Consider the following 19,510-nt stretch of genomic DNA (forward strand, 5'->3'; position numbering starts at 1 on the left):
CCATGTGCAAGGAGGAATACCAATGATCAAAAGTTTACAACGAATCAATGAACTGGCCAAAAAGCAGCGTGAACATGGCCTTACCGATACGGAAAAAGAAGAACAGCATGTACTGCGTCAAGAGTATTTGCGCGAAATTCGCGGTCAGGTGCTGAGCACCTTTTCCCAATTGAAAGTAGTCGATGCCGAGGGCAATGATGTAACCCCGGAGAAATTACGAGTGGAAAAAGAAAAAGGATTTATGCTGGAATAGATGTACGTTGCAGGACGATTGGGTTCTGTATAGTCATGCCGCACAAGTAGCAATCGTATCGAAAATATAAAAGGAACGCCGCCAGATCCAGCCTGTTTCGCTGCATTTGGCGGCGTTTTATCTACTTGTAACTGTAACTGTAACTGTAACTGTAACTGTAACTGTAACTGTAACTGTAACTGTAACTGTAACTGTAACTGTAACTGTAACTGTAACCGTAACCGTAACCGTAACGTAGCGAATGCGACTTGGAAAGGATGCGTTGCGGATGGTCGTAACTAGTAGCCAAATCCCCATGCTATGCGGGGTGCCGGGTGTGCGGCTTGCATCTTGATTTGGAACGTGCCAGAATGGAAGTAGAAACCAATTACATCTGTCGTCACGCTTGATGCACATAGATAGTAATGATGCATATTCATAAACTTAGGTTGGCAATCAAAATAAATTTGTTGTATTTACTGAAATAGACCTTTTAGCTGTAATAGATATTTTATGTGTTCTGTTATCGTATGATAATCAGCTTTGTATCTATGGGTAAAAGGATAGTACAGCATGAATCTGTATAGGAGGTGAATATGTGAATCGGGTATTGGACAAAAGAAATCAAATTGTGGAGGCGGCGTTGGAGCTGTTTGCACAGCAAGGCTTTGACGCCACGACTGTACCGGAGATTGCCACGCGCGCTGAGGTTGGCGCAGGGACGATTTATCGTTATTTTACGAGCAAGGAAGCATTGTTAAATGCACTATTTCAGGACAAAATCGGTTGGCTGTATGAAGCATTCAAGCGGGATTTTCCGTATGATAGTGATATGAAGAGCCGATGGATTCACATTATTGACCGAATGCATCAAATGGCAAAGCTGGATTGGGATGCATTGCAATTTATCGATACACACTATTATGTCCGGCTGCTGGATGAGCAGAGCATTGCCATTCACAATCAATTGCTGGAATTTGTATCGCAGCATATTACGGCAGGGCAGCAGGCTGGCATACTGAAGCCAATGGAGCCACTGCTCATGATCTCTATCACATTCGGAGCTTTCCTTGGCATTCATAAATACCGTCATGGACAACGCACAGGTATGCCGCGTGATCACGAACAATTGCAATCCATCGCCAGACAGTGCTGTTGGGATCTCATTGCAGTACATGCGGAATGAATATTCATTCCGTTACTATAGCTTTAAGCGATCATTCCACAAGTCATTACGAATCAGGTAAAGGATAGGGAGGAACCATCATGTCAAAAGAAGCAACCATTCCGCAACCGAAAACGTACGGCCCACTGGGCAATCTGCCACAACTCGATTCTGAACAGCCGCTGCAAAGTATTATGAAGTTACTAGGCGAATATGGCTCTGTAATGAAGCTTGGTCTAGGTGGCAAAGAGCAAATCTACACTTGCGACCCCGAGATTGTGAAGCAGATTTCCGATGAACGCAAATTTGATAAAGAAGTATGGGCACCGCTGCAACGGGTACGCCCATTTACCGGGGACGGTCTGTTCACGAGCTGGACGGATGAGCCCAACTGGGGCAAGGCACATCGACTGCTGATGCCAAGCTTCAGCCAGCGGGCGATGCAGGATTATCATGACAAAATGGTCGATATTGCCGTGCAGTTGATCCAGAAATGGTCACGTACGAATGCGGATGAGACGGTAGATGTTGCAGAGGATATGACACGCCTGACGCTCGATACGATCGGACTGTGTGCGTTTAATTATCGCTTTAACAGCTTTTACAGCAAAGAGCCGCATCCGTTTGTAGAAAGTATGGTGCGTGCGCTGGACGAAGCGATGACACAAGGACAACGGCTACCGATCCAGAACAAGCTTGCCTTTTCCAACAAGCGACAATTCCAGAAGGATGTCGATTATATGTTCCAAGTAGCGGATAGCTTGATCGCTCAGCGCAAAGAAAATGGCGATCAGGGCGAGAACGATCTGCTCAGTCGGATGCTGGAAAGTAAAGACCCGGAAACAGGCGAAACACTGCCAGATGAGAATATCCGTTATCAGATGATCACTTTCCTCATTGCAGGTCACGATACGACTAGCGGATTGCTGTCATTTGCATTGTATTTCTTGTTGAATAACCCGGACAAACTGAAAAAAGCGCGTGCCGAAGTGGATCGGGTGCTTGCTGATCCTGTACCAACGTACAAACAGGTGCGTGATCTAAAATATATTCGTATGATTTTACGCGAATCGCTGCGTCTGTGGCCAACAGCGCCAGCATTTTCACGGTTTGCACGCGAAGATGTGATGCTGGGCGGCAAATATCCGCTCAAGGAGCATCAGAGTGTAAGTGTTATTTTGCCAGCACTGCATCGTAACAAGGAAGCATGGGGCGAAAATGCAGAGGAATTCGTGCCGGAGCGGTTTGAGGATGAATCGCAAATTCCAGAGCATGTATACAAACCGTTTGGTCACGGGATGCGCGCATGTATCGGTCAGCAGTTTGCACTATACGAAGCGACATTGGTGCTTGGCATGGTTGTGAAGCATTTTGACCTGATTGATCAGGAGAACTATCAGCTGCATATTCGGGAGGCATTGACGCTGAAACCGGATGAATTCCGTATGAAAGTCGTTCCACGCGTACCGGAGGTAGCGGTAGCGATTCCGGGCAATAACGAACAGTCAGCACATGGAGATGTACACATTTCCGAAGCGGTGAAACGTCATGATACACCGCTGCTGACTCTGTATGGCTCCAATCTTGGTACAGCGGAAGCAGTTGCACGCGAGCTGGAAGAAGGCGGACGCACGTATGGATTTGAATCGGCGGCGGCACCGCTAGACGATTATGCAGGCAATCTGCCTAAGGATGGTGTAATGCTGATTATTGCGGCATCTTACAACGGACGTCCAACGAGCAATGCGGAGAAATTCGTAGAATGGCTACAACAGGCGGACGACGATAGCTGCAAAGGTGTGAAATATTCTGTATTCGGCTGTGGTGACCATAACTGGGCAAGCACATATCAACGCATTCCGAAACTGATCGACGAGCTGATGGAGCAAAAAGGCGCAGAACGTGTTTATCCACGCGGCGAAGGCGATGCGAGCGATGATTTTGAAATGCAACTGGACGAATGGCGCAATGGATTATGGGAGCAGCTGTTCAAAACGTTCCATATTGAGATGGACGAGCAGCAATTGAAAAAGGAACATGCGCTGCAAGTACAATTTGTGAATTCGCCAGTTGGCAGTCCACTAGTGCGTACGTATAACGCAGTGGAATGCCAGATTACTGAAGCACATGAATTGCAGCAGCCGGAGAGCGGACGCAGTACGCTTCATCTGGAAATTGCTTTGCCACCGGGTGAGACGTATCATGAAGGCGACCATATGGGCATCATTCCACGTAATCCGCAGGCTTTGATTCAGCGAGTATTGCGCCGCTTCCGACTGGATGGCGGGGAACGCATCATTATTCAGGGCAAAGGCAGCAGTGCCGCTTATTTGCCACTGGATCGTCCGATCGCTATCATTGAGCTGCTAACACTGAGTGTGGAATTGCAGGATGTGGCAACTCGCGCTCAGATTCGGGCGATGGCAGAGAACAACCAGTGCCCACCGCACAAAAAAGAATTGGAAGCATTGCTGGATGACGAGACGTATCACCGTGAAGTATTACAAAAACGGTTAACCCTGCTTGATCTGATGGAGGATTATATGTCGTGCGAGATGAGCTTTGAGCAGTTTCTCGGTCTGCTGCCAGCGCTCAAGCCACGTTACTATTCTATTTCCAGTTCGCCATCGGTGCAGTCGGATCGCGTTACAATTACAGTGAGTGTGGTATCTGGTCCAGCGCGGAGTGGTAAAGGAGAATTTGCCGGTATTGCTACGACGTATCTGTCCCATTTACAAAAAGGCGATACTGTACTCATGTTTATTCGTTCGCCAAAATCGGGCTTTGAATTGCCGGAACATGCGGAAGTGCCGATTGTCATGATCGGACCGGGCACAGGCGTTGCGCCATTCCGTGGCTTCCTTCAAGCGCGCGAAGCCCAGCGTAACAATGGACAGCAAACTGGTGAAGCATGGCTGTACTTCGGTTGCCGTCATCCAGAACGCGATTATTTGTACAAAGAGGAACTGGAGCATTATGCTAACGAAGGATTGGTGCAGCTGCGAACTGCATTTTCTCGTCCAGACGATGGAAACAAGCAATATGTGCAGGATCTGATTCGTCACGATGCTACGCATGTCATGCGTTTGATTGATGAAGGCGCCAAGCTGTACATTTGTGGCGATGGCAATCGGATGGCACCGGAGGTAGAGCAAACGCTACGTGACATTTATGCGGAGATCAAAGGTGTAGATGCAGAGCAAGCAACTCAATGGTTCGATGAATTACAGCAAAATGGTCGCTATGTCAAAGATGTGTGGACAGGCATTTGATCATGAGTTAATATGCTGCTCATATTTCCTAATAAGAGCTGTATAGTCAATAACAAGCATAGTAAAATGGACAGTTGCGCATGATGCGGGCTGTCCATTTTATTACGATGTGAAGCATATCATCCCATCTTTTTATTAACAGATAGATGTCTTCTATCACCACCTATAGAAAAGTTCGATTAGTCATCAAGAAAATCAAATGTTAGATTTATATTCATATAATTACATCGATATAGTCGGAATAAGGAGTGCATAATGATGACTGAAATATACCGTCTTGCGACTGCGGACGATGCGCCGCGTGTGCAATATATAACGTATGAAGCTTATGTAACGATTCGGGAGTTGAAGCTGCAATGGCCTGCGGCATATGCGGATGTCGAGCAGATTCGCAACAATATTTTGAATAATAAATGTTATGTGTTAGAGCAGGATGAACAGATTCAGGCGACGGTTACGCTGGCGGATGCGGAGAAGCTGCAATTTCTCGGTAATGTGACAGATTTGCCATTTGTGATGTGGTTTGCGGTTGATCCGTATATCCAGAGCAAAGGGCTTGGACGTAAGCTGTTGAACTGGGTTGAGCAGCATGTCATTCGCGCGGAACTGAGCGCGCCAGCAGTCACGCTAGCAACAGCGGAAAAGCATCCATGGCTGTTGCCGATGTATGAGCGCTGGGGATATGAGCGTATTCATGCGTTTGAAGCAGGTGAGGATGGCGTGATGCATCTGCTCCGCAAAGTCGTAGACGAAGAGAAATTCGCTCGCTATGTACAATTGCAAAAGGAGCAACAGCAGATTGAAGACGGCGAAGCGGCAGAAGCACAGCCAGTCGGTCGTTCAGGCGTTAGAAGTGTACGTGAACAACTGCAATTCCGTCGTTTTTAGTCCAAGTCTCTATTGAGATCACTTTATGATGGATTAGAGCATATACGAAAATGAAATCTATAGCGTGATCATACGTGCAGTACGGTTTGGATCATCTACTGTTTACTATGCAGCCTACAGGGAGGAATACGATGAAATTTGCATTGTTTAGCCTGATGTCCAATATCCCACATGCCCTGACCGGCGAGCAGTTAACCGATCAGCAGAAGTTTAACAATGTATTGCGGCAAGCAGAATTGGCGGAGGAGCTCGGTTATGATGCGTATGGAATTGGGGAGCGTCATGGCGAACCGTTTTTGTCGTCTTCGCCAGCAATTGTACTCACTGCCATCGCTGCGCGTACATCACGCATTCGTCTATTAACGACTGTGACTGTGTTAAGTGTGCTTGATCCGGTCCGGGTGGCGGAGGATTATGCGACGCTTGATCATTTATCAGGTGGACGATTGGAGCTGATTATTGGCAAAGGTAATGATCCGCGCCATTATTCATTATTCGGTTTGCAGGAAGAAGAGCAATGGGATTCGATGGAGGAGCGCTATGAATTGCTACGCCGCTTGTGGCGGGAGGAGAAGGTGACATGGAACGGTCGGTACCGTCCGGCACTGCACCATTTCACCAGTCAACCACGTCCATATCAGCGCCAGATTCCGATCTGGCATGGTAGCGCGTCCAGCACACGCTCGACTGAGCTGGCAGCGCGCTATGGAGAGCCGATCTTTTCGTCCAATACGTTTCACCGGCTGGATAAATATCGCGATCTGATTGATCATTATCGCGAACGGTTAGCACATTATGGACATGATCCGTCTCAAGCGGTAGTTGGTGCGGGCGCTGGGGCGCTGTATTTGGCAGATACGTCCGAAGAAGCGGTTCGCCGTTATCGCCCGTATTACGATTCATTCCAAGGAACAGATGCCGCCAAGCATAACAACAGTCCGTTCAACGGATTGGAAGATAATATCGCTAATGGTCCTGCCTTGGTCGGCAGTCCGGAGCAGGTGATTGAGAAGATTCTACATTATTACCGAGCTTTTGGTCATCAGGTGCTCGGTTTGAGTGTGGACGGTCTGACCGAATCGGAACAGCATGAACAGTTGGAACGCTTCGCTACTGAAGTTGCACCGGTATTGCGTCGTGAGATTCCTTCTACAATATGGCAAAGCAAGCAGCTCATTTGAGCTGCTTTTTGTTATGAGACAGAATCGTATTGCCGTCAACTTTTTTGCCGATACAAGAAGGGGAATATTCCTATTCAGCGAATATCTTGTTTAGAAAGGATGGAAGTTCCAGATTTATATACATATTAAGAAGTGAGGTGAATGCATGAATGAATTTCATTGTATGAACCACCCGGATCGAGATGCGCTGCATCAATGCTCCCAGTGCGGCAAGCCACTGTGTGCGGAATGTTATGATGCCAATACAGATGAGTGTCGCAACAATGATCATGCGGCTGTTCATAGTGTTGTACCTACGCCTACCCATCCACCAACGCTACAACGTTCCCAAGCGCCAGCAACAAGTCGCAGTCAAGTCGTCTGGCAGATAGTAGTTGCATTACTCGCTGTTCTGGGTGGTCTTACGCTATTGCTGCTTGCGATTTGTGGAGCGATGATTTTTAGTTATTAAGTTCGTTTGGCTTCGGTTGGGATGGGGGTCAGAGTTGTAGCAGTAGAGGATTTGTACAATTTGTAACGTTTCTAGGGAGCAGGAGGAGTGCGATGGAGTTTCCGGTGTATATTCATCTCGGTGCGCTGCGGATTCACCCGCATGTGTTGTTTGAGACACTATCTTATTTTATCGGATTTCGGATCTATTTGTGGACGCGTCGTCCGAGTGGCATGCCCAAGCTGGTTAGTTTGCAGATTCTAGCGGGAACGATTCTTGGTGCGGCGCTTGGTTCCCGATTGTTATTCTGGTTCGAAGACCCGTCAGCCACATGGACACAGCTGAGTCAGGGACATCTGCTATGGGGAGGCAAGACGATTGTCGGCGGTCTGCTCGGTGGATTGATCGGCGTTGAGCTTGCCAAGCGCTGGGCAGGATGGAATAGCTCGACTGGTGACGATTTTGCCTATCCGCTTATTATTGGTATGGCAATTGGACGCATTGGCTGCTTTTTGACCGGGCTAGAAGATCGTACATATGGTGTGGCGACAACGTGGATAACCGGGGTCGATTTTGGCGATGGAATTATGCGACATCCGACGCAGCTGTATGAGATTGTATTTCTATTGCTGTTAGCGGTGATATTATATCCGCAATACAAGCGCAGCCGCTATTTACCACTCTCAGCGATGAATGAACATTGTTCAACTATGGCGCAGCCGGCTGGAGATGCTCATTCCAGTTCAAGTGCTGGCAATTACCAATCTGGTCGACTGTTTCAATGGTTTATGACTTCGTACTTGCTGTTTCGTCTATTGATTGAATTCATCAAGCCGACACCGCATCTGTACGGAGGATTGAACAATATTCAATTGGCGTGCATTGCTGGAATCCTGTATTACGGTTGGTTGTTAAGCGGCAGGGGCAAAGGCGGACGTCTGATTCGCCGTTCTCCGGCAGCATCCGGGGCTTTGAAATAAGCAACGTATATCACGTTCGACTAAGATCAAGGAGGACTACATCATGCCCAAAAATCGTCCGTATCTGTATCACGAACTAACCAATAGCATCTGCTCCACCTGTTACCGCAAGGTGGAGGCGAAGATTGTAGAAGAGAACGGTAGAATGTATATGTTCAAGCGTTGCCTGGTGCATGGACCGGAAAAGGTACTGTTATCAACAGATGTTGCGTATTATCATCGAACTCGCGAGTTCATCAAGCCTTCTGAGATGCCGCTCGTCTGGAACACACCAATCAAATATGGCTGTCCGTATGACTGCGGATTGTGCCCGGATCATGAGCAGCACAGCTGTCTGACACTGCTCGAAATTACCGATCATTGCAATTTGCAATGTCCAATCTGTTTTGCCGAATCGTCGCCACATCGCACATCCTATCGTACGTTGGAGCAGATTGAATTCATGCTGGATCGGATTGTGGAAAATGAAGGTGAGCCGGACATTGTGCAGATCAGTGGTGGCGAACCCACATTGCATCCGCATTTTTTTGACATTCTGGACATGTGTAAGGCACGTCCGATTAAGCATATTATGGTCAATACAAATGGCATTCGCATCGCGCGTGAACGTGAATTTGTAGCGCGTTTAGCAGAGTATATGCCGGGATTCGAGATCTATTTGCAGTTTGATAGCTTTGAAGCAGATGTACTGAAGGAGCTGCGGGGAGCGGATTTGCGCAGTATTCGCGAGCAAGCAATTGCGCATCTGAATGAATTCAATCTGTCGACCACACTGGTCGTGACATTAAAAAAAGATCTGAACGATCATGAAGTAGGCAAAATTATTCAATACGGATTGGAGCAGCAGGCAGTTCGCGGGGTGACGATTCAACCGATTCAAGCGGCAGGGCGTTTACAAGGATATGATCCCGCTACTGACCGATTGACAGTCAGTGAAGTACGGCAGATGATTATTGATCAGTCTGGGGTGTTTAATGCGGATGATATTTTGCCAGTGCCATGTCATCCTGATTGTCTGGCGATGGGCTATGCGCTCAAGCTGAATGGTGATGTATTGCCGCTGACGCGCATGATTGATCCAGAAATCCTGCTGGAAGGCGATAGCAATACGATTGTGTTTGAAAATGAACCTGCCATTCGTGGCAAGCTGTTCGAATTGCTATCGACCGGTCATTCGCCAGTATCCTCGGCGCTGTCGCTCAAAAGTCTACTCTGCTGTCTACCGCTTGCCGCCGTGCCAGAGCAGATCGTATATGATAATGTATTCCGCGTGATCATTATGCAGTTTTTGGATGCGTATAATTTTGATGTACGCTCAGTGAAAAAATCGTGCGTGCATATTGCTCATCCAGATGGACGAATTATTCCATTTGATACGTACAATATGTTTTATCGGGATGACAAGGAAAAGCTGTTGGAAGAGCGCAAGCGGGAGATCGTTACAGCTTGGGATTAACGACGTGAGACTATAGCATAGCAAGCATATGATATTGCAACGTAGAAGAAGTCGTATTGCAAAATAAGTGTGTGGAAGTATAGATGGTGGAGTATGCAGCTCCGGTACGCCTTTTGTTATAAAGGTGTGCTGGGGCTGATTTATGTTGCATAGAACATTTTATATAAGATACGAGGATAATGTGATTCAAAATCATACAAAAGCGAATATTTGAGACGAGAAGACGAGAAGACGAGAAGACGAGAAGACGAGAAGACGAGAAGACGAGAAGACGAGAAGACGAGAAGACGAGAAGACGAGAAGACGAGAAGACGAGAAGACGAGAAGACGAGAAGACGAGAAGACGAGAAGACGAGAAGACGAGAAGACGATAATTAAAAAATCAACATATGAAAAATTCATAATAATGATCTCATATTGAATTTGAAGTGATAGAACAATAGAAGGTTAATTTGAATGCAGAGCGTAATCTCTAACAAATTATTGTAACTGAGCAACTATCCAACTAGAAGCACAAGATCAACTTACTTAAAAGAAAGATTGAATTGTATTCATAAAATATTGAAATGTGTAGGAAGGAAAATAGAGCAGAAATAGTATTCTCAACATTCTATTTTCAAAATGAACAACAACCATTCCAACCTGACTAAAGAATTTCTTGGCAAAGAAGCGTTGACGAAGCGGTAATTCAATTAACTATGGGACAAAGAAAGCAACGACAAGCAATCAAGCATAAATAAAAAGTGAAATGGGAACCAGGAACCGACGAGCGATGAAAATTAAAAAATGATTCTTTAAAATACCTAGTTTTCGAAATACAATTACTCATGCTACTAAAATAAATATTTCAACATATGAAAAATTCATAATAATAAAACCTAAATCCGAAAAAAAGAAATTATAAAACCATCCAAGTCTACTGTCAAAAGGTATTTTTACTGGTATGCTTATTACTTATCGTCCGACGTTATCACAAGGAGGTATACTACATATGAATGCAACAGCTAGTCAGCTATGGCAAGCGATCCAACAACACGCAATGAATCTACATTCATGTACAGTCGGTCAACTAAACCTGATAGATGGGGCGACGTCTGAGCATTTTATTCAGTTGGAACAGAAGCTTGGTGTTACTTTGCCGGAGCCGATGAAGCAATTGCACAGTGTTCATGATGGTCAGGAAGAGACGATGGAAGTGCAGGTATTGCTGCGGAATCTGACTTTTTTGTCAGTGGAGCAGATAATGGAGACGTGGCAGTTTTTGCAGGAGGAGTTTGATACAGATGGATGGGAGCCAGAAGCAGGTAAAGGTGTAAAGCCATTTCTATGGAATCGGCGCTGGATTCCGTTTGCAACAAATGGGGCGGGCGATTACGTATGTATCGATACCGATCCGGCTGATGATGGTGTACATGGACAGGTCTTATATTTCTGGCATGATTGGGAAAGTCGTACAGTTGAAGCCGAAGATGTCTTTCAATTTATAGAGTTGTGCTTGCAAGAGGAAGATTAGATGGTAGGTAAGTAGTGATGTTATCATTTAAATTTAGAGTGTTACAGGCTTAATCGCCAGGTGATCCGTATAATAGAAGAACAATGTAACAAGATTCGGGATATCATAGCACGATATGATGAGCAGATCGATTATATGAAGAATGGAAAGATGCCATGTTTCGATACAAAAAGGAAGTATGGTTGGCAGATTCATTTTTTGATCGATGGAAGAGATATCGTTTCTTGCAATATTATGATCTATCGTCGTATCCCAATATTCATTTGGACATGGAAGTTATGGAGCAATTGCGAATTCATTTGCGGAAGTTGATCTGCGACTTGAACAAGCAGTATAGCAAATAACAAGAAAATAGCATATGAGCTAAAGTTCTATATTCAATATACCTTCCGTTATCGCCGATCATAGCGTCTCTATAAAGAAAGATCACATGATATGCCTGTTCGAAATGAATTGTGTAGTTGACAAACATTTCAAACAGGCATATATTGTTACATGTTAATCGTAATTATTACTATTTAATATATTGCAGGATGCTGCGGTCCGGAATGATGCAGCACTGCATAGATAACGATGAGGAACGGGGAGAATCAAACATGACTGGAAAACAGAAACCATTGCCGGTGACGGTATTGAGTGGCTATTTGGGAGCGGGCAAGACGACAGTATTGAATCATGTGCTCAACAATCGTCAAGGTCTGAAGGTAGCCGTAATTGTAAACGATATGAGCGAGATTAATATTGATGCTGCATTGGTTCGGGAGCAGGGTGGTTTGTCACGAACGGAGGAAAAGCTGGTTGAAATGTCGAACGGCTGCATTTGCTGCACCTTGCGTGACGATCTGTTGCAGGAGGTACAGAGACTGACGCAGGAAGGTCGGTTTGATTATATTCTGATCGAATCGACGGGCATTAGTGAACCAGTACCAGTGGCGCAGACGTTTACGTATGCAGATGAAGAGTCTGGTATTGATCTGAGTCAATTGGCGCAACTGGATTGTATGGTTACAGTGGTCGATGCTCATCGGTTCTGGCATGATTATCAATCTGGCGAAACGTTATTGCAGCGCGGACAGGCGACAGGTCAGGAAGATACGCGTGATGTGGTCGACCTGCTGATCGATCAGATTGAGACATGCGATGTACTTTTGCTGAACAAATGCGACCTCATGGAACCAGCAGAGTTGGATAAGCTGGAGAGCGTTATTCGTCAGTTACAGTCACACGCTCAGATTATTCGTACAGTGAATGGAGAGATTGATCCAGCGCGGATTTTGAATACGGGGTTGTTTGATTTTGAACGCACAAGTCAGTCGTCCAGCTGGATACGTGAATTGGAGCTGGACGAGCATACACCGGAAACAGAGGAATATGGAATTAGCTCATTTGTATATCGTCGACGTGCGCCGTTTCACCCGGAACGACTGGCAGAGTTTATGAGTTATTGGCCGGAAGAAGTTGTTCGTGCCAAAGGTCTTGTATGGGTAGCCGCAGAAGGCGATATGGCGGCAAGTCTGAGTCAGGCAGGGCCTTCGATTCAATTCGGACCCGCTGGGCACTGGGTGGCGGCGCTACCAGAAGATGAGCAGCATATTATTTTAGAAGAAGAAGACGATGTACGTGCACGCTGGGATGAACGCTGGGGCGATCGACTGACAGAACTGGTGCTGATCGGCATTGGCATGGATCGTCAGCAGTTGGAATCAGAGCTAGACGAATGCTTGTTAGATGAACAGGAAATGCAGCAGGATTGGAATAAATTTGTTAATCCGTTGCCATGGCCGGTACAGTTGCAATAGGAGTAACCACCACAGGATTGTAAGCCCTGTGCGTGTAGATGTGCATATTGTACTTAGACACACCTGTATATCCAGATCATCTATAAACGATATAAGGGATACTCGATCAATGTTTAGTATAGTTTTATAAGTTCTTAATAAAGTAAATACGTGCAACATCGTAATACTGTATTGTTAATTTTTTATGGGTATTTATTATTTTTAAATCGTAATAATTACGCATTTGGTAGAAGTTTAGGGTATCACCACTACTTAGATACAAGTCAATCAACAAACAAAGGACGGTGCATAACTATGACTATGGTAGAGCAGGATACACGTATTCCGGTGACTGTACTTAGCGGGTATCTCGGAGCAGGCAAAACGACCATCATGAATCATGTACTGAATAACCGCGAAGGTCTGCGTGTTGCGGTGATCGTTAATGATCTGGGGGAAGTCAATATTGACGCGGATCTGATTCGCGATGGTGGCGGATTGTCGCGTACAGATGAGAAGCTGGTGGAAATGTCCAATGGCTGCATCTGCTGCACACTGCGTGAGGATCTGCTGGTTGAGGTGGAGAAGCTCGCTAAGGAAGGCAAGTTTGACTATATTCTGATCGAATCGACGGGTATTGGCGAGCCAGTTCCAGTTGCACAGACCTTCACATATGTCGATGAAGAAAATGGAATCGATCTGAGCCGCCTGACCCGACTCGATACGATGGTCACGGTCGTCGATGCGCCGCAATTCTGGAAAGATTACTATTCCCGCGAAAGTCTGATGCAGCGCGGACAAGCAGCTGGTGATGACGATACGCGCGGTGTAGTGCATTTGCTGACCGATCAGGTAGAATTTTGCGATGTGTTGATTATCAACAAGGTCGATCTGGTAAATGAGGATGAATTGAAGCGATTGGAACAAGCGCTGCGTGCACTACAACCGGAAGCACGGATCATTCACTCCGTACAGGGCAATGTGCGTCCAACGGATATTTTGAATACCGGGCTGTTCGATTTTGACAAAGCAAGCCAATCGGCAGGCTGGATTCAAGAACTGCTCAAGGAAGAACATACACCAGAGACTGAAGAATACGGAATCAGTTCCTTCGTATATCGGCGCAAGATTCCTTTTCATCCTGAGCGACTTATGAAATGGGTGACCCAGTATCCGTCTGATATCGTCCGTTCCAAAGGATTGATGTGGCTGGCGACACGCAACAATATGGCGATCTCCTTTAGCCATGCTGGAACATCCAAGCAACTATCGCCAGCAGGATTATGGGTAGCGGCGCTGAGTCAGGAAGAGCTGGATTACCATTTTGGCGGGGAAGTACCGAGAACCCCAGATTGGGATGAGCAGTGGGGCGACCGAGTAACCAAGCTGGTCTTTATCGGGATTGATATGAATCGTGAAGCAATCGAACGTAGTCTGGACCAGGCATTACTGACACCAGAAGAAATGAACGGCAACTGGCGCGATCTGTACGATCCGCTGCCGTCGTTTGGTTGAATCCATACAGAAAGGATACATTCTAATGAGTAAAAATCGCCGTAACTATGGCAAAATGCCACTGACAAAAGGCATCGAGATGGCTTCGGTCTATAGTGTAAAAGAGTGCGGGCATCGTGCGCGTCATATCGTACTATCCCCGGAAAATCGCGTCATCACCGAGGAGTTCCTCAAGATCGTCAATCTCAAAGATACATTCGCTTTACACGATGTACCTGTTCCGAACAAAGTGATGATGTTCGGTCCACCGGGAACGGGGAAAACGCTGACTGCGTTTCATCTGGCGCATGAACTGGAATTGCCGCTCGTAACGGTTCGATTGGATGCGCTAATTCATGCGCATCTAGGCGAAACTGGTAGCAATGTGCGCAAAATCTTCGAGTATGCCAGACAGGAACCGTGCGTACTATTTATGGATGAATTTGATGCGGTGGCACGTACGCGGGACAATAACGATGAAGTCAAGGAAATGGCGCGTGTTGTGAATACGTTGCTACAATGTCTGGACGAGTTTCCCGAGCATTGTATTTTCATCGCAGCAACCAATCTAGAAACGGAGCTGGACAATGCAATCTGGCGGCGGTTTGATACGAAGATGGTATATGGCAATCCAGCGGCAGAGCTGCGGCTGGATTATATTACTCGATTATGTGGAGAGTTCCCACGAGAGCAAGGATTGGAGCATTGGGCAGCGGAATGGATGGACGGCTGTAGTTATGCTGATATCGAACAGATTATTTTAAAAGCGAAACGCAAAGCGATTATCGACGATATTCCGATGTCGCAGCTACTGATCGAGATGTCACTGCATGAGTACCGTCCGTATCATCTGCTAGTCAAGCTGAAATAAACAGGAGCTTGTTGATATAATAACTCCTTGGTAACCATGAACTCCAACAGAGCGAGCACAGATTGAAAATCCGCTGGCGCAATGGCCTGAATCAGCACCTGTGCTGACTCGCTATTGGTGTTGGCTGTAGCCTTGGCGAGTTGATGCAGAAAATGACGGAAGAAAGCAACGTCGATTTGCGAATAGTCATAGATGAATACTTCAACTGCGATGCCCGTGTCACTCGTGAATAGACAATGCTCACCGTGCAGATGAATATACCAGTCTTCATGTTCGTAAACGATAGCCGGATCGGTGTCGACATCCTGCTCATAGATCTGATCGAATAGCGCTTCGAAGGAAGTGCTATTTGGCATTGATTGCGTGGATTCGGTAAACGATTGCAAGTGGTGTGAAGACGCAAGAGTCGTACATAGCCCGTAAGACATTTTCGTATACAATTGTATAAGATCGTGAGCGAGCTGAAGGGTGGATTCGCGATAGCTGATCCCGGACGTATCGGGCATTTCATTAGAATTTTGGTCTGTAGTATACATGGTATGGTCCTTTCTTTTGCTCTGACAGCGATGATTGGTATAAGATGGTTGAGATGGAGTTGGTGCAGACGTAAACATATAGCTGCACAAAACGCCTATTCCAAATTCTAGCACAGTAGTAGCTAGGTATACCAAGATACGTATACTAAGAAAGGAAACCATCCATGGATTACATAACGTATAAACATAAAGTCAGGCAGGAAGTGGAGCGTCGTGGTCTAACGTCTATTATGAACGATACACGCTGGGAAAAATTAAAATTTGGCGTATATCACCAATTACCGTTTCCACCAGCATTTCAAGTGAAGTATGTTCTGTCTGCCGAGCCGCATCCTACCGCATTTGAACAGGACGTGAATTACAACGGTGATTGGACAGCGATTCTAGGTGATTTGTCAGATGACGCCCAATTTTGTAATTGGCAGCACCCATCCTTTAATGTGGAATGGGTTCGTGTCAAGCCAAGGCGATTGGAGTATCGTGGTCAATTGGTGGAGGATGAATGTATCGATATAGAAGCGCCGTTTGTAGCTTTGCTGCATGAGTGCAACATTCCTTATCTATGTAGGCAACATGATTACTGGATCTACGGATATGCCACCGCAACAGAGTTTGCACAGTTACGGACGTGAATTTCTGATATGGTCGCAGTCTGATAAGATCGCAAATAGTAGCATTTACAAGTATTAACTAGTAGCTTTGCAAGTACTAGATAACACTCTTATACGTATGGACATAGGATGAGCTTATATACATCATAACAAAAGCCTGTTTGCGCATCAGTATGCAAACAGGCTTTTGCAATAGCAAAGGAATTACTTGGTTAGGATTTTCACTTCTTTTGGTGCAAGCGTCACCGTGATGGAGCCGCTGTTCACTGTGACGGAATCCGTACCGAGTTGGTTTTTCAGCGCTGTACCATTGCCGAAGTTATCCAGATTCGGGATGGTGCGCGTTTCGCTGTTCCATGAGTTGTTAATGAGCACAACGACATCATCTGAACCGCTGGAACGCTGGAAGCCGTACACCGTATTATCTGACCATTTTTCCTTTTGCGTACCGTTTTGCAGTGCTGGATGGACATTGCGTACGGCGTTCAGTTTGGCAATATATTTGTACAGATCATTGCTCGTATCAAACGTCATATCTTCGCGGTTCGCCGGATCATCACCGCCGCTGAAGCCTTGTTCCGTGCCTTGATACACAATCGGAATACCGCGCGAAGTGAGCAGGAAGCCGAGTGCAGCTTTCAGTTGAGGCCATTTGTCATAGGTGGCTCCTGGTTTGCCAGATGCTTCGTTCAAGAAGCGTTTGACATCGTGATTATCGATAAAGGTGCCGTTCAGATTAACATTTTTGTAGCGGGAATCCTGTGCATAGCGATCCTTGATCAGATTCATCGAACCGTCTTTGGCAAATACATCGCGGATCGTGTAGTACATTGGGAAATCAAGCGCAGCATCGAGATAGTTGGTGTAATCACCAACATAGGCTGGATCGCCATTATACACTTCACCGATCGTGAAGGTGTTGACGGCAGTGTCGAAGTCTTTTAGGAACCATTTGGGTACGTGCTTCGCGGTATCCACGCGCAGACCGTCAACGCCGGATTGCTGGATGATCCATTTGCCCCAATTTTTCAATTCGGTAGCGACTGCGGTGTTTTCTTGCTTGAGATCGTCAAGACTGGCAACATCGCCATTCTCGATACGGGACTGGTTGTTTGTATTATAGTCATTTTGCGTAATGTCACCAGCGTTGTGATACCAGTCGGCATTGTCGAATGGTGCTTTGGCAGTGCCGTTGTTCGGACGGAAGTCACCGGTGTGGTTAACGACAACGTCGAGCATGATAGCGATGTTTTTGGTATGTGCGGTTTTGACGAGTTCCTGGAATTTTGCCATATTACCCAGATGACCGTCAACAGAATAGAAGTCGTACGTATGATAGCCGTGGTAAGCGGTCACACTTTTTTGCATTGTTACTGGTGTGATCCAGATCGCAGTGAAGCCCATATTTTTGATGTAATCGAGTTTATTGATAATACCTTGGAAGTCGCCACCGTGCCATTGACCCGGATTGCTTTTGTTGGAGTTGAAGCCGCCGTAGTTATCGTTGCTTGTATCGCCGTTGTTAAAACGGTCAGTCATGATGAAGTAGATACTACGCTTGCTCCAATCGACCGGTCCGAAGTTGTCACTCGGCGGAGTTGTTGGATCGGTTGGGGTAGTAGAACCGGACGGTGCACCTGATGTAATTGTGCCGACTGCACCGTTGCTGCCCGGCGTGAAGGTGGATGTGCCAGTGTTGAAGAAATAATTTTTGGAGTTGTTGTTATCCCATGTGCCGCTGCCGTTATTGAAGACAGCTTCGAGCTGCGTATACGAACCGATATTGATCGTTGTCTTCGTATAGCCGCTTACTTCAGCATCCGCCATTTTGATACCCGGTGCAGTCGTCCAATTCCCGTCCGCCTGATGATAATGTATGTACGGAGTGGTGAAGCCTTTTTTGTAATAGACGGTCACCGAATTGTCTGCGGCATGCGTAACCGGACCGAAACCGCCCAGCATAACAGCGAGCAGCACCAGCAAGGCAAGCGAAACGGAAAGCCATTTTCTGAATTGCGATTGAGCAGAAATCAACACAATCAATCCTCCCATGAGACGGTTTGTGCCGCCTTTGTAGTGTGGTCAATCTTTTGTGCAAACGTTTACGCAACTGATTATAAGATAACGCTTACAAAAATGGAAGAAGAAGTGAATATAATAATTTGGATACTGTAGAAGGAGTTAGTCATGGGATGGAGGGGCAGGAAAGGGAGACTGTAAAGTGTTATGTCAGCATGCTCACAGGCAACAGTCTCCCTTCAAGAACGGCGTTATTTACCAAGCCATATATTCGCCGTAAATATGAGCAGATGCAGGGGTAGGTGCGGTAGTTGTGATGCCGATTCGGTACACGCCAAGCTGCTCATAATAAGGGTCATTGAGGGTGAAATTATAATACGTTTTCGGTCCGCTGATCACAGTCGTATTAACCACATCCCAACTGTTGTTAGCTTCGTTATACCATTCATAAGTGAACGTCAGGCTTTCGCCAGCATTGAGAACAATGTCCAACCAGACGAATACATACCCGGTCGAAGCCAGTACTGGACTGTAATACGGCTCCGAATGATCCAGTACAAAATCATCTTCAAATTCGCCGAACAGCATCACCTGCATATCGGGATCAGGTTCATCGGCAGCATACGTTTGCGCAGGAGCAAGCGAGATTGTGAACAACATAGCAACCAACAGCATCATCGTTGAAACCGGTCTGATTCTCATGTAACGTTCTCCTTTGTCGTACTAGAGTATGAAATCATAAAACGGTCAAGATGAAAAAAGGGAACAGCAATGACTGGAATTACCAGGATTATAAGTAGTCACCTTTTCGATCATTTGTGATAACGCTTACATCATTCCTCTCTAATCTTCCTGATTAAAGCTACTTCGCATCGTCTGATCGTTTCTACACATGCGCATCAGCTTTGAAGATCACTTTTAATTTACCATTTATTTCTTATAAATATATAAATTACCACAAGTTACTTGGGCGTTACTTGGGCATAGCTCATATATCTACATATCAGGAGATTCCCCACCCAGAAAAGGGAATTCCCTAATGTCCACTACCCTATAAAGCTTTCATACTGTACATATAGAACCT

Annotated in this window: 16 protein-coding genes and 1 pseudogene; 13 read left to right on the forward strand and 4 right to left on the reverse strand. The window is 46.0% G+C overall.

Annotated features, from left to right (window positions below; all coding sequences use genetic code 11):
- Positions 1–22 precede the first annotated feature (22 nt).
- From ACE3MZ_RS11145 to ACE3MZ_RS11180, 8 genes are all read left to right on the forward strand, one after another.
- On the forward strand, positions 23–253 hold the full coding sequence (locus ACE3MZ_RS11145) for a DUF896 domain-containing protein (protein ID WP_411346498.1): 231 nt from the start codon (positions 23–25) through the stop codon (positions 251–253).
- A gap of 577 nt (positions 254–830) precedes the next feature.
- Positions 831–1,418, forward strand: a complete 588-nt coding sequence (locus ACE3MZ_RS11150; RefSeq protein ID WP_411346499.1) for a TetR/AcrR family transcriptional regulator — start codon at positions 831–833, stop codon at positions 1,416–1,418.
- Positions 1,419–1,498: 80 nt separating this feature from the next.
- A complete protein-coding gene (locus ACE3MZ_RS11155; RefSeq protein ID WP_411346500.1) occupies positions 1,499–4,669 on the forward strand; it encodes a bifunctional cytochrome P450/NADPH--P450 reductase in 3,171 nt (1,056 codons plus the stop codon).
- Positions 4,670–4,924: 255 nt separating this feature from the next.
- The gene (locus ACE3MZ_RS11160) at positions 4,925–5,557 is read left to right on the forward strand and encodes a GNAT family N-acetyltransferase (RefSeq protein WP_411346501.1); all 633 of its coding nucleotides are present in this window, start codon (positions 4,925–4,927) and stop codon (positions 5,555–5,557) included.
- A 131-nt stretch (positions 5,558–5,688) separates the two neighbouring features.
- On the forward strand, positions 5,689–6,738 hold the full coding sequence (locus ACE3MZ_RS11165; protein WP_411346502.1) for an LLM class flavin-dependent oxidoreductase: 1,050 nt from the start codon (positions 5,689–5,691) through the stop codon (positions 6,736–6,738).
- 145 nt (positions 6,739–6,883) lie between these two features.
- Complete coding sequence (locus tag ACE3MZ_RS11170; protein ID WP_411346503.1) at positions 6,884–7,189, forward strand: hypothetical protein; 306 nt, start codon at positions 6,884–6,886, stop codon at positions 7,187–7,189.
- Between the two features lie 92 nt (positions 7,190–7,281).
- A complete protein-coding gene (locus ACE3MZ_RS11175; protein WP_411346504.1) occupies positions 7,282–8,148 on the forward strand; it encodes a prolipoprotein diacylglyceryl transferase in 867 nt (288 codons plus the stop codon).
- Between the two features lie 43 nt (positions 8,149–8,191).
- Positions 8,192–9,604: a radical SAM protein gene (locus tag ACE3MZ_RS11180; RefSeq protein WP_411346505.1), complete on the forward strand. Its 1,413-nt coding sequence runs from the start codon at positions 8,192–8,194 to the stop codon at positions 9,602–9,604.
- Positions 9,605–9,796: 192 nt separating this feature from the next.
- On the opposite strand, the gene ACE3MZ_RS11185 is transcribed toward ACE3MZ_RS11180, so the two are convergent.
- Complete coding sequence (locus tag ACE3MZ_RS11185; RefSeq protein ID WP_411346506.1) at positions 9,797–10,006, reverse strand: hypothetical protein; 210 nt, start codon at positions 10,004–10,006, stop codon at positions 9,797–9,799.
- Positions 10,007–10,595: 589 nt separating this feature from the next.
- Between ACE3MZ_RS11185 and ACE3MZ_RS11190 the strand changes: the two genes are divergently transcribed.
- The 4 genes from ACE3MZ_RS11190 to ACE3MZ_RS11205 all read left to right on the forward strand — a co-directional run bounded on the left by ACE3MZ_RS11190 (position 10,596) and on the right by ACE3MZ_RS11205 (position 15,260).
- On the forward strand, positions 10,596–11,117 hold the full coding sequence (locus ACE3MZ_RS11190) for an SMI1/KNR4 family protein (protein WP_411346507.1): 522 nt from the start codon (positions 10,596–10,598) through the stop codon (positions 11,115–11,117).
- Between the two features lie 596 nt (positions 11,118–11,713).
- The gene (locus ACE3MZ_RS11195) at positions 11,714–12,916 is read left to right on the forward strand and encodes a GTP-binding protein (RefSeq protein WP_411346508.1); all 1,203 of its coding nucleotides are present in this window, start codon (positions 11,714–11,716) and stop codon (positions 12,914–12,916) included.
- Positions 12,917–13,210: 294 nt separating this feature from the next.
- Entirely contained in the window at positions 13,211–14,410 is a 1,200-nt protein-coding gene (locus tag ACE3MZ_RS11200; protein ID WP_411346509.1) for a GTP-binding protein, read from the forward strand.
- A gap of 25 nt (positions 14,411–14,435) precedes the next feature.
- Positions 14,436–15,260 (forward strand): AAA family ATPase, encoded by an 825-nt coding sequence (locus ACE3MZ_RS11205; RefSeq protein ID WP_411346510.1) that lies wholly within the window; start codon positions 14,436–14,438, stop codon positions 15,258–15,260.
- On the opposite strand, the gene ACE3MZ_RS11210 is transcribed toward ACE3MZ_RS11205, so the two are convergent.
- Entirely contained in the window at positions 15,236–15,796 is a 561-nt protein-coding gene (locus ACE3MZ_RS11210) for a hypothetical protein (RefSeq protein ID WP_411346511.1), read from the reverse strand. The two genes, ACE3MZ_RS11205 and ACE3MZ_RS11210, sit on opposite strands and share 25 nt — an antisense overlap.
- A gap of 164 nt (positions 15,797–15,960) precedes the next feature.
- On the opposite strand from ACE3MZ_RS11210, the gene ACE3MZ_RS11215 reads away from it, so the two are divergent.
- On the forward strand, positions 15,961–16,428 hold the full coding sequence (locus ACE3MZ_RS11215) for a DUF6678 family protein (protein WP_411346512.1): 468 nt from the start codon (positions 15,961–15,963) through the stop codon (positions 16,426–16,428).
- Positions 16,429–16,611: 183 nt separating this feature from the next.
- On the opposite strand, the pseudogene ACE3MZ_RS11220 reads toward ACE3MZ_RS11215, so the two are convergent.
- Both ACE3MZ_RS11220 and ACE3MZ_RS11225 read right to left on the reverse strand, forming a co-directional pair.
- A pseudogene (locus ACE3MZ_RS11220) lies at positions 16,612–18,330 on the reverse strand (alpha-amylase family glycosyl hydrolase); the annotation flags it as partial.
- A 351-nt stretch (positions 18,331–18,681) separates the two neighbouring features.
- A complete protein-coding gene (locus ACE3MZ_RS11225; RefSeq protein ID WP_411346513.1) occupies positions 18,682–19,128 on the reverse strand; it encodes a hypothetical protein in 447 nt (148 codons plus the stop codon).
- Positions 19,129–19,510: the final 382 nt, after the last annotated feature.

The organism is Paenibacillus sp. WLX1005 (assembly GCF_046603685.1).
In the GTDB taxonomy this organism is placed as follows: domain Bacteria; phylum Bacillota; class Bacilli; order Paenibacillales; family Paenibacillaceae; genus Saccharibacillus.

Excerpts from the sequence above, each read along its gene's own strand:
- ACE3MZ_RS11145 (WP_411346498.1), top strand. The coding sequence starts at position 23 with ATGATCAAAAGTTTACAACGAATCAATGAACTGGCCAAAAAGCAGCGT.
- ACE3MZ_RS11155 (WP_411346500.1), top strand. The coding sequence starts at position 1,499 with ATGTCAAAAGAAGCAACCATTCCGCAACCGAAAACGTACGGCCCACTG.
- ACE3MZ_RS11160 (WP_411346501.1), top strand. The coding sequence starts at position 4,925 with ATGATGACTGAAATATACCGTCTTGCGACTGCGGACGATGCGCCGCGT.
- ACE3MZ_RS11165 (WP_411346502.1), top strand. The coding sequence starts at position 5,689 with ATGAAATTTGCATTGTTTAGCCTGATGTCCAATATCCCACATGCCCTG.
- ACE3MZ_RS11170 (WP_411346503.1), top strand. The coding sequence starts at position 6,884 with ATGAATGAATTTCATTGTATGAACCACCCGGATCGAGATGCGCTGCAT.
- ACE3MZ_RS11175 (WP_411346504.1), top strand. The coding sequence starts at position 7,282 with ATGGAGTTTCCGGTGTATATTCATCTCGGTGCGCTGCGGATTCACCCG.
- ACE3MZ_RS11180 (WP_411346505.1), top strand. The coding sequence starts at position 8,192 with ATGCCCAAAAATCGTCCGTATCTGTATCACGAACTAACCAATAGCATC.
- ACE3MZ_RS11185 (WP_411346506.1), bottom strand. The coding sequence starts at position 10,006 with ATGAATTTTTCATATGTTGATTTTTTAATTATCGTCTTCTCGTCTTCT.
- ACE3MZ_RS11190 (WP_411346507.1), top strand. The coding sequence starts at position 10,596 with ATGAATGCAACAGCTAGTCAGCTATGGCAAGCGATCCAACAACACGCA.
- ACE3MZ_RS11195 (WP_411346508.1), top strand. The coding sequence starts at position 11,714 with ATGACTGGAAAACAGAAACCATTGCCGGTGACGGTATTGAGTGGCTAT.
- ACE3MZ_RS11200 (WP_411346509.1), top strand. The coding sequence starts at position 13,211 with ATGACTATGGTAGAGCAGGATACACGTATTCCGGTGACTGTACTTAGC.
- ACE3MZ_RS11205 (WP_411346510.1), top strand. The coding sequence starts at position 14,436 with ATGAGTAAAAATCGCCGTAACTATGGCAAAATGCCACTGACAAAAGGC.
- ACE3MZ_RS11210 (WP_411346511.1), bottom strand. The coding sequence starts at position 15,796 with ATGTATACTACAGACCAAAATTCTAATGAAATGCCCGATACGTCCGGG.
- ACE3MZ_RS11215 (WP_411346512.1), top strand. The coding sequence starts at position 15,961 with ATGGATTACATAACGTATAAACATAAAGTCAGGCAGGAAGTGGAGCGT.
- ACE3MZ_RS11225 (WP_411346513.1), bottom strand. The coding sequence starts at position 19,128 with ATGAGAATCAGACCGGTTTCAACGATGATGCTGTTGGTTGCTATGTTG.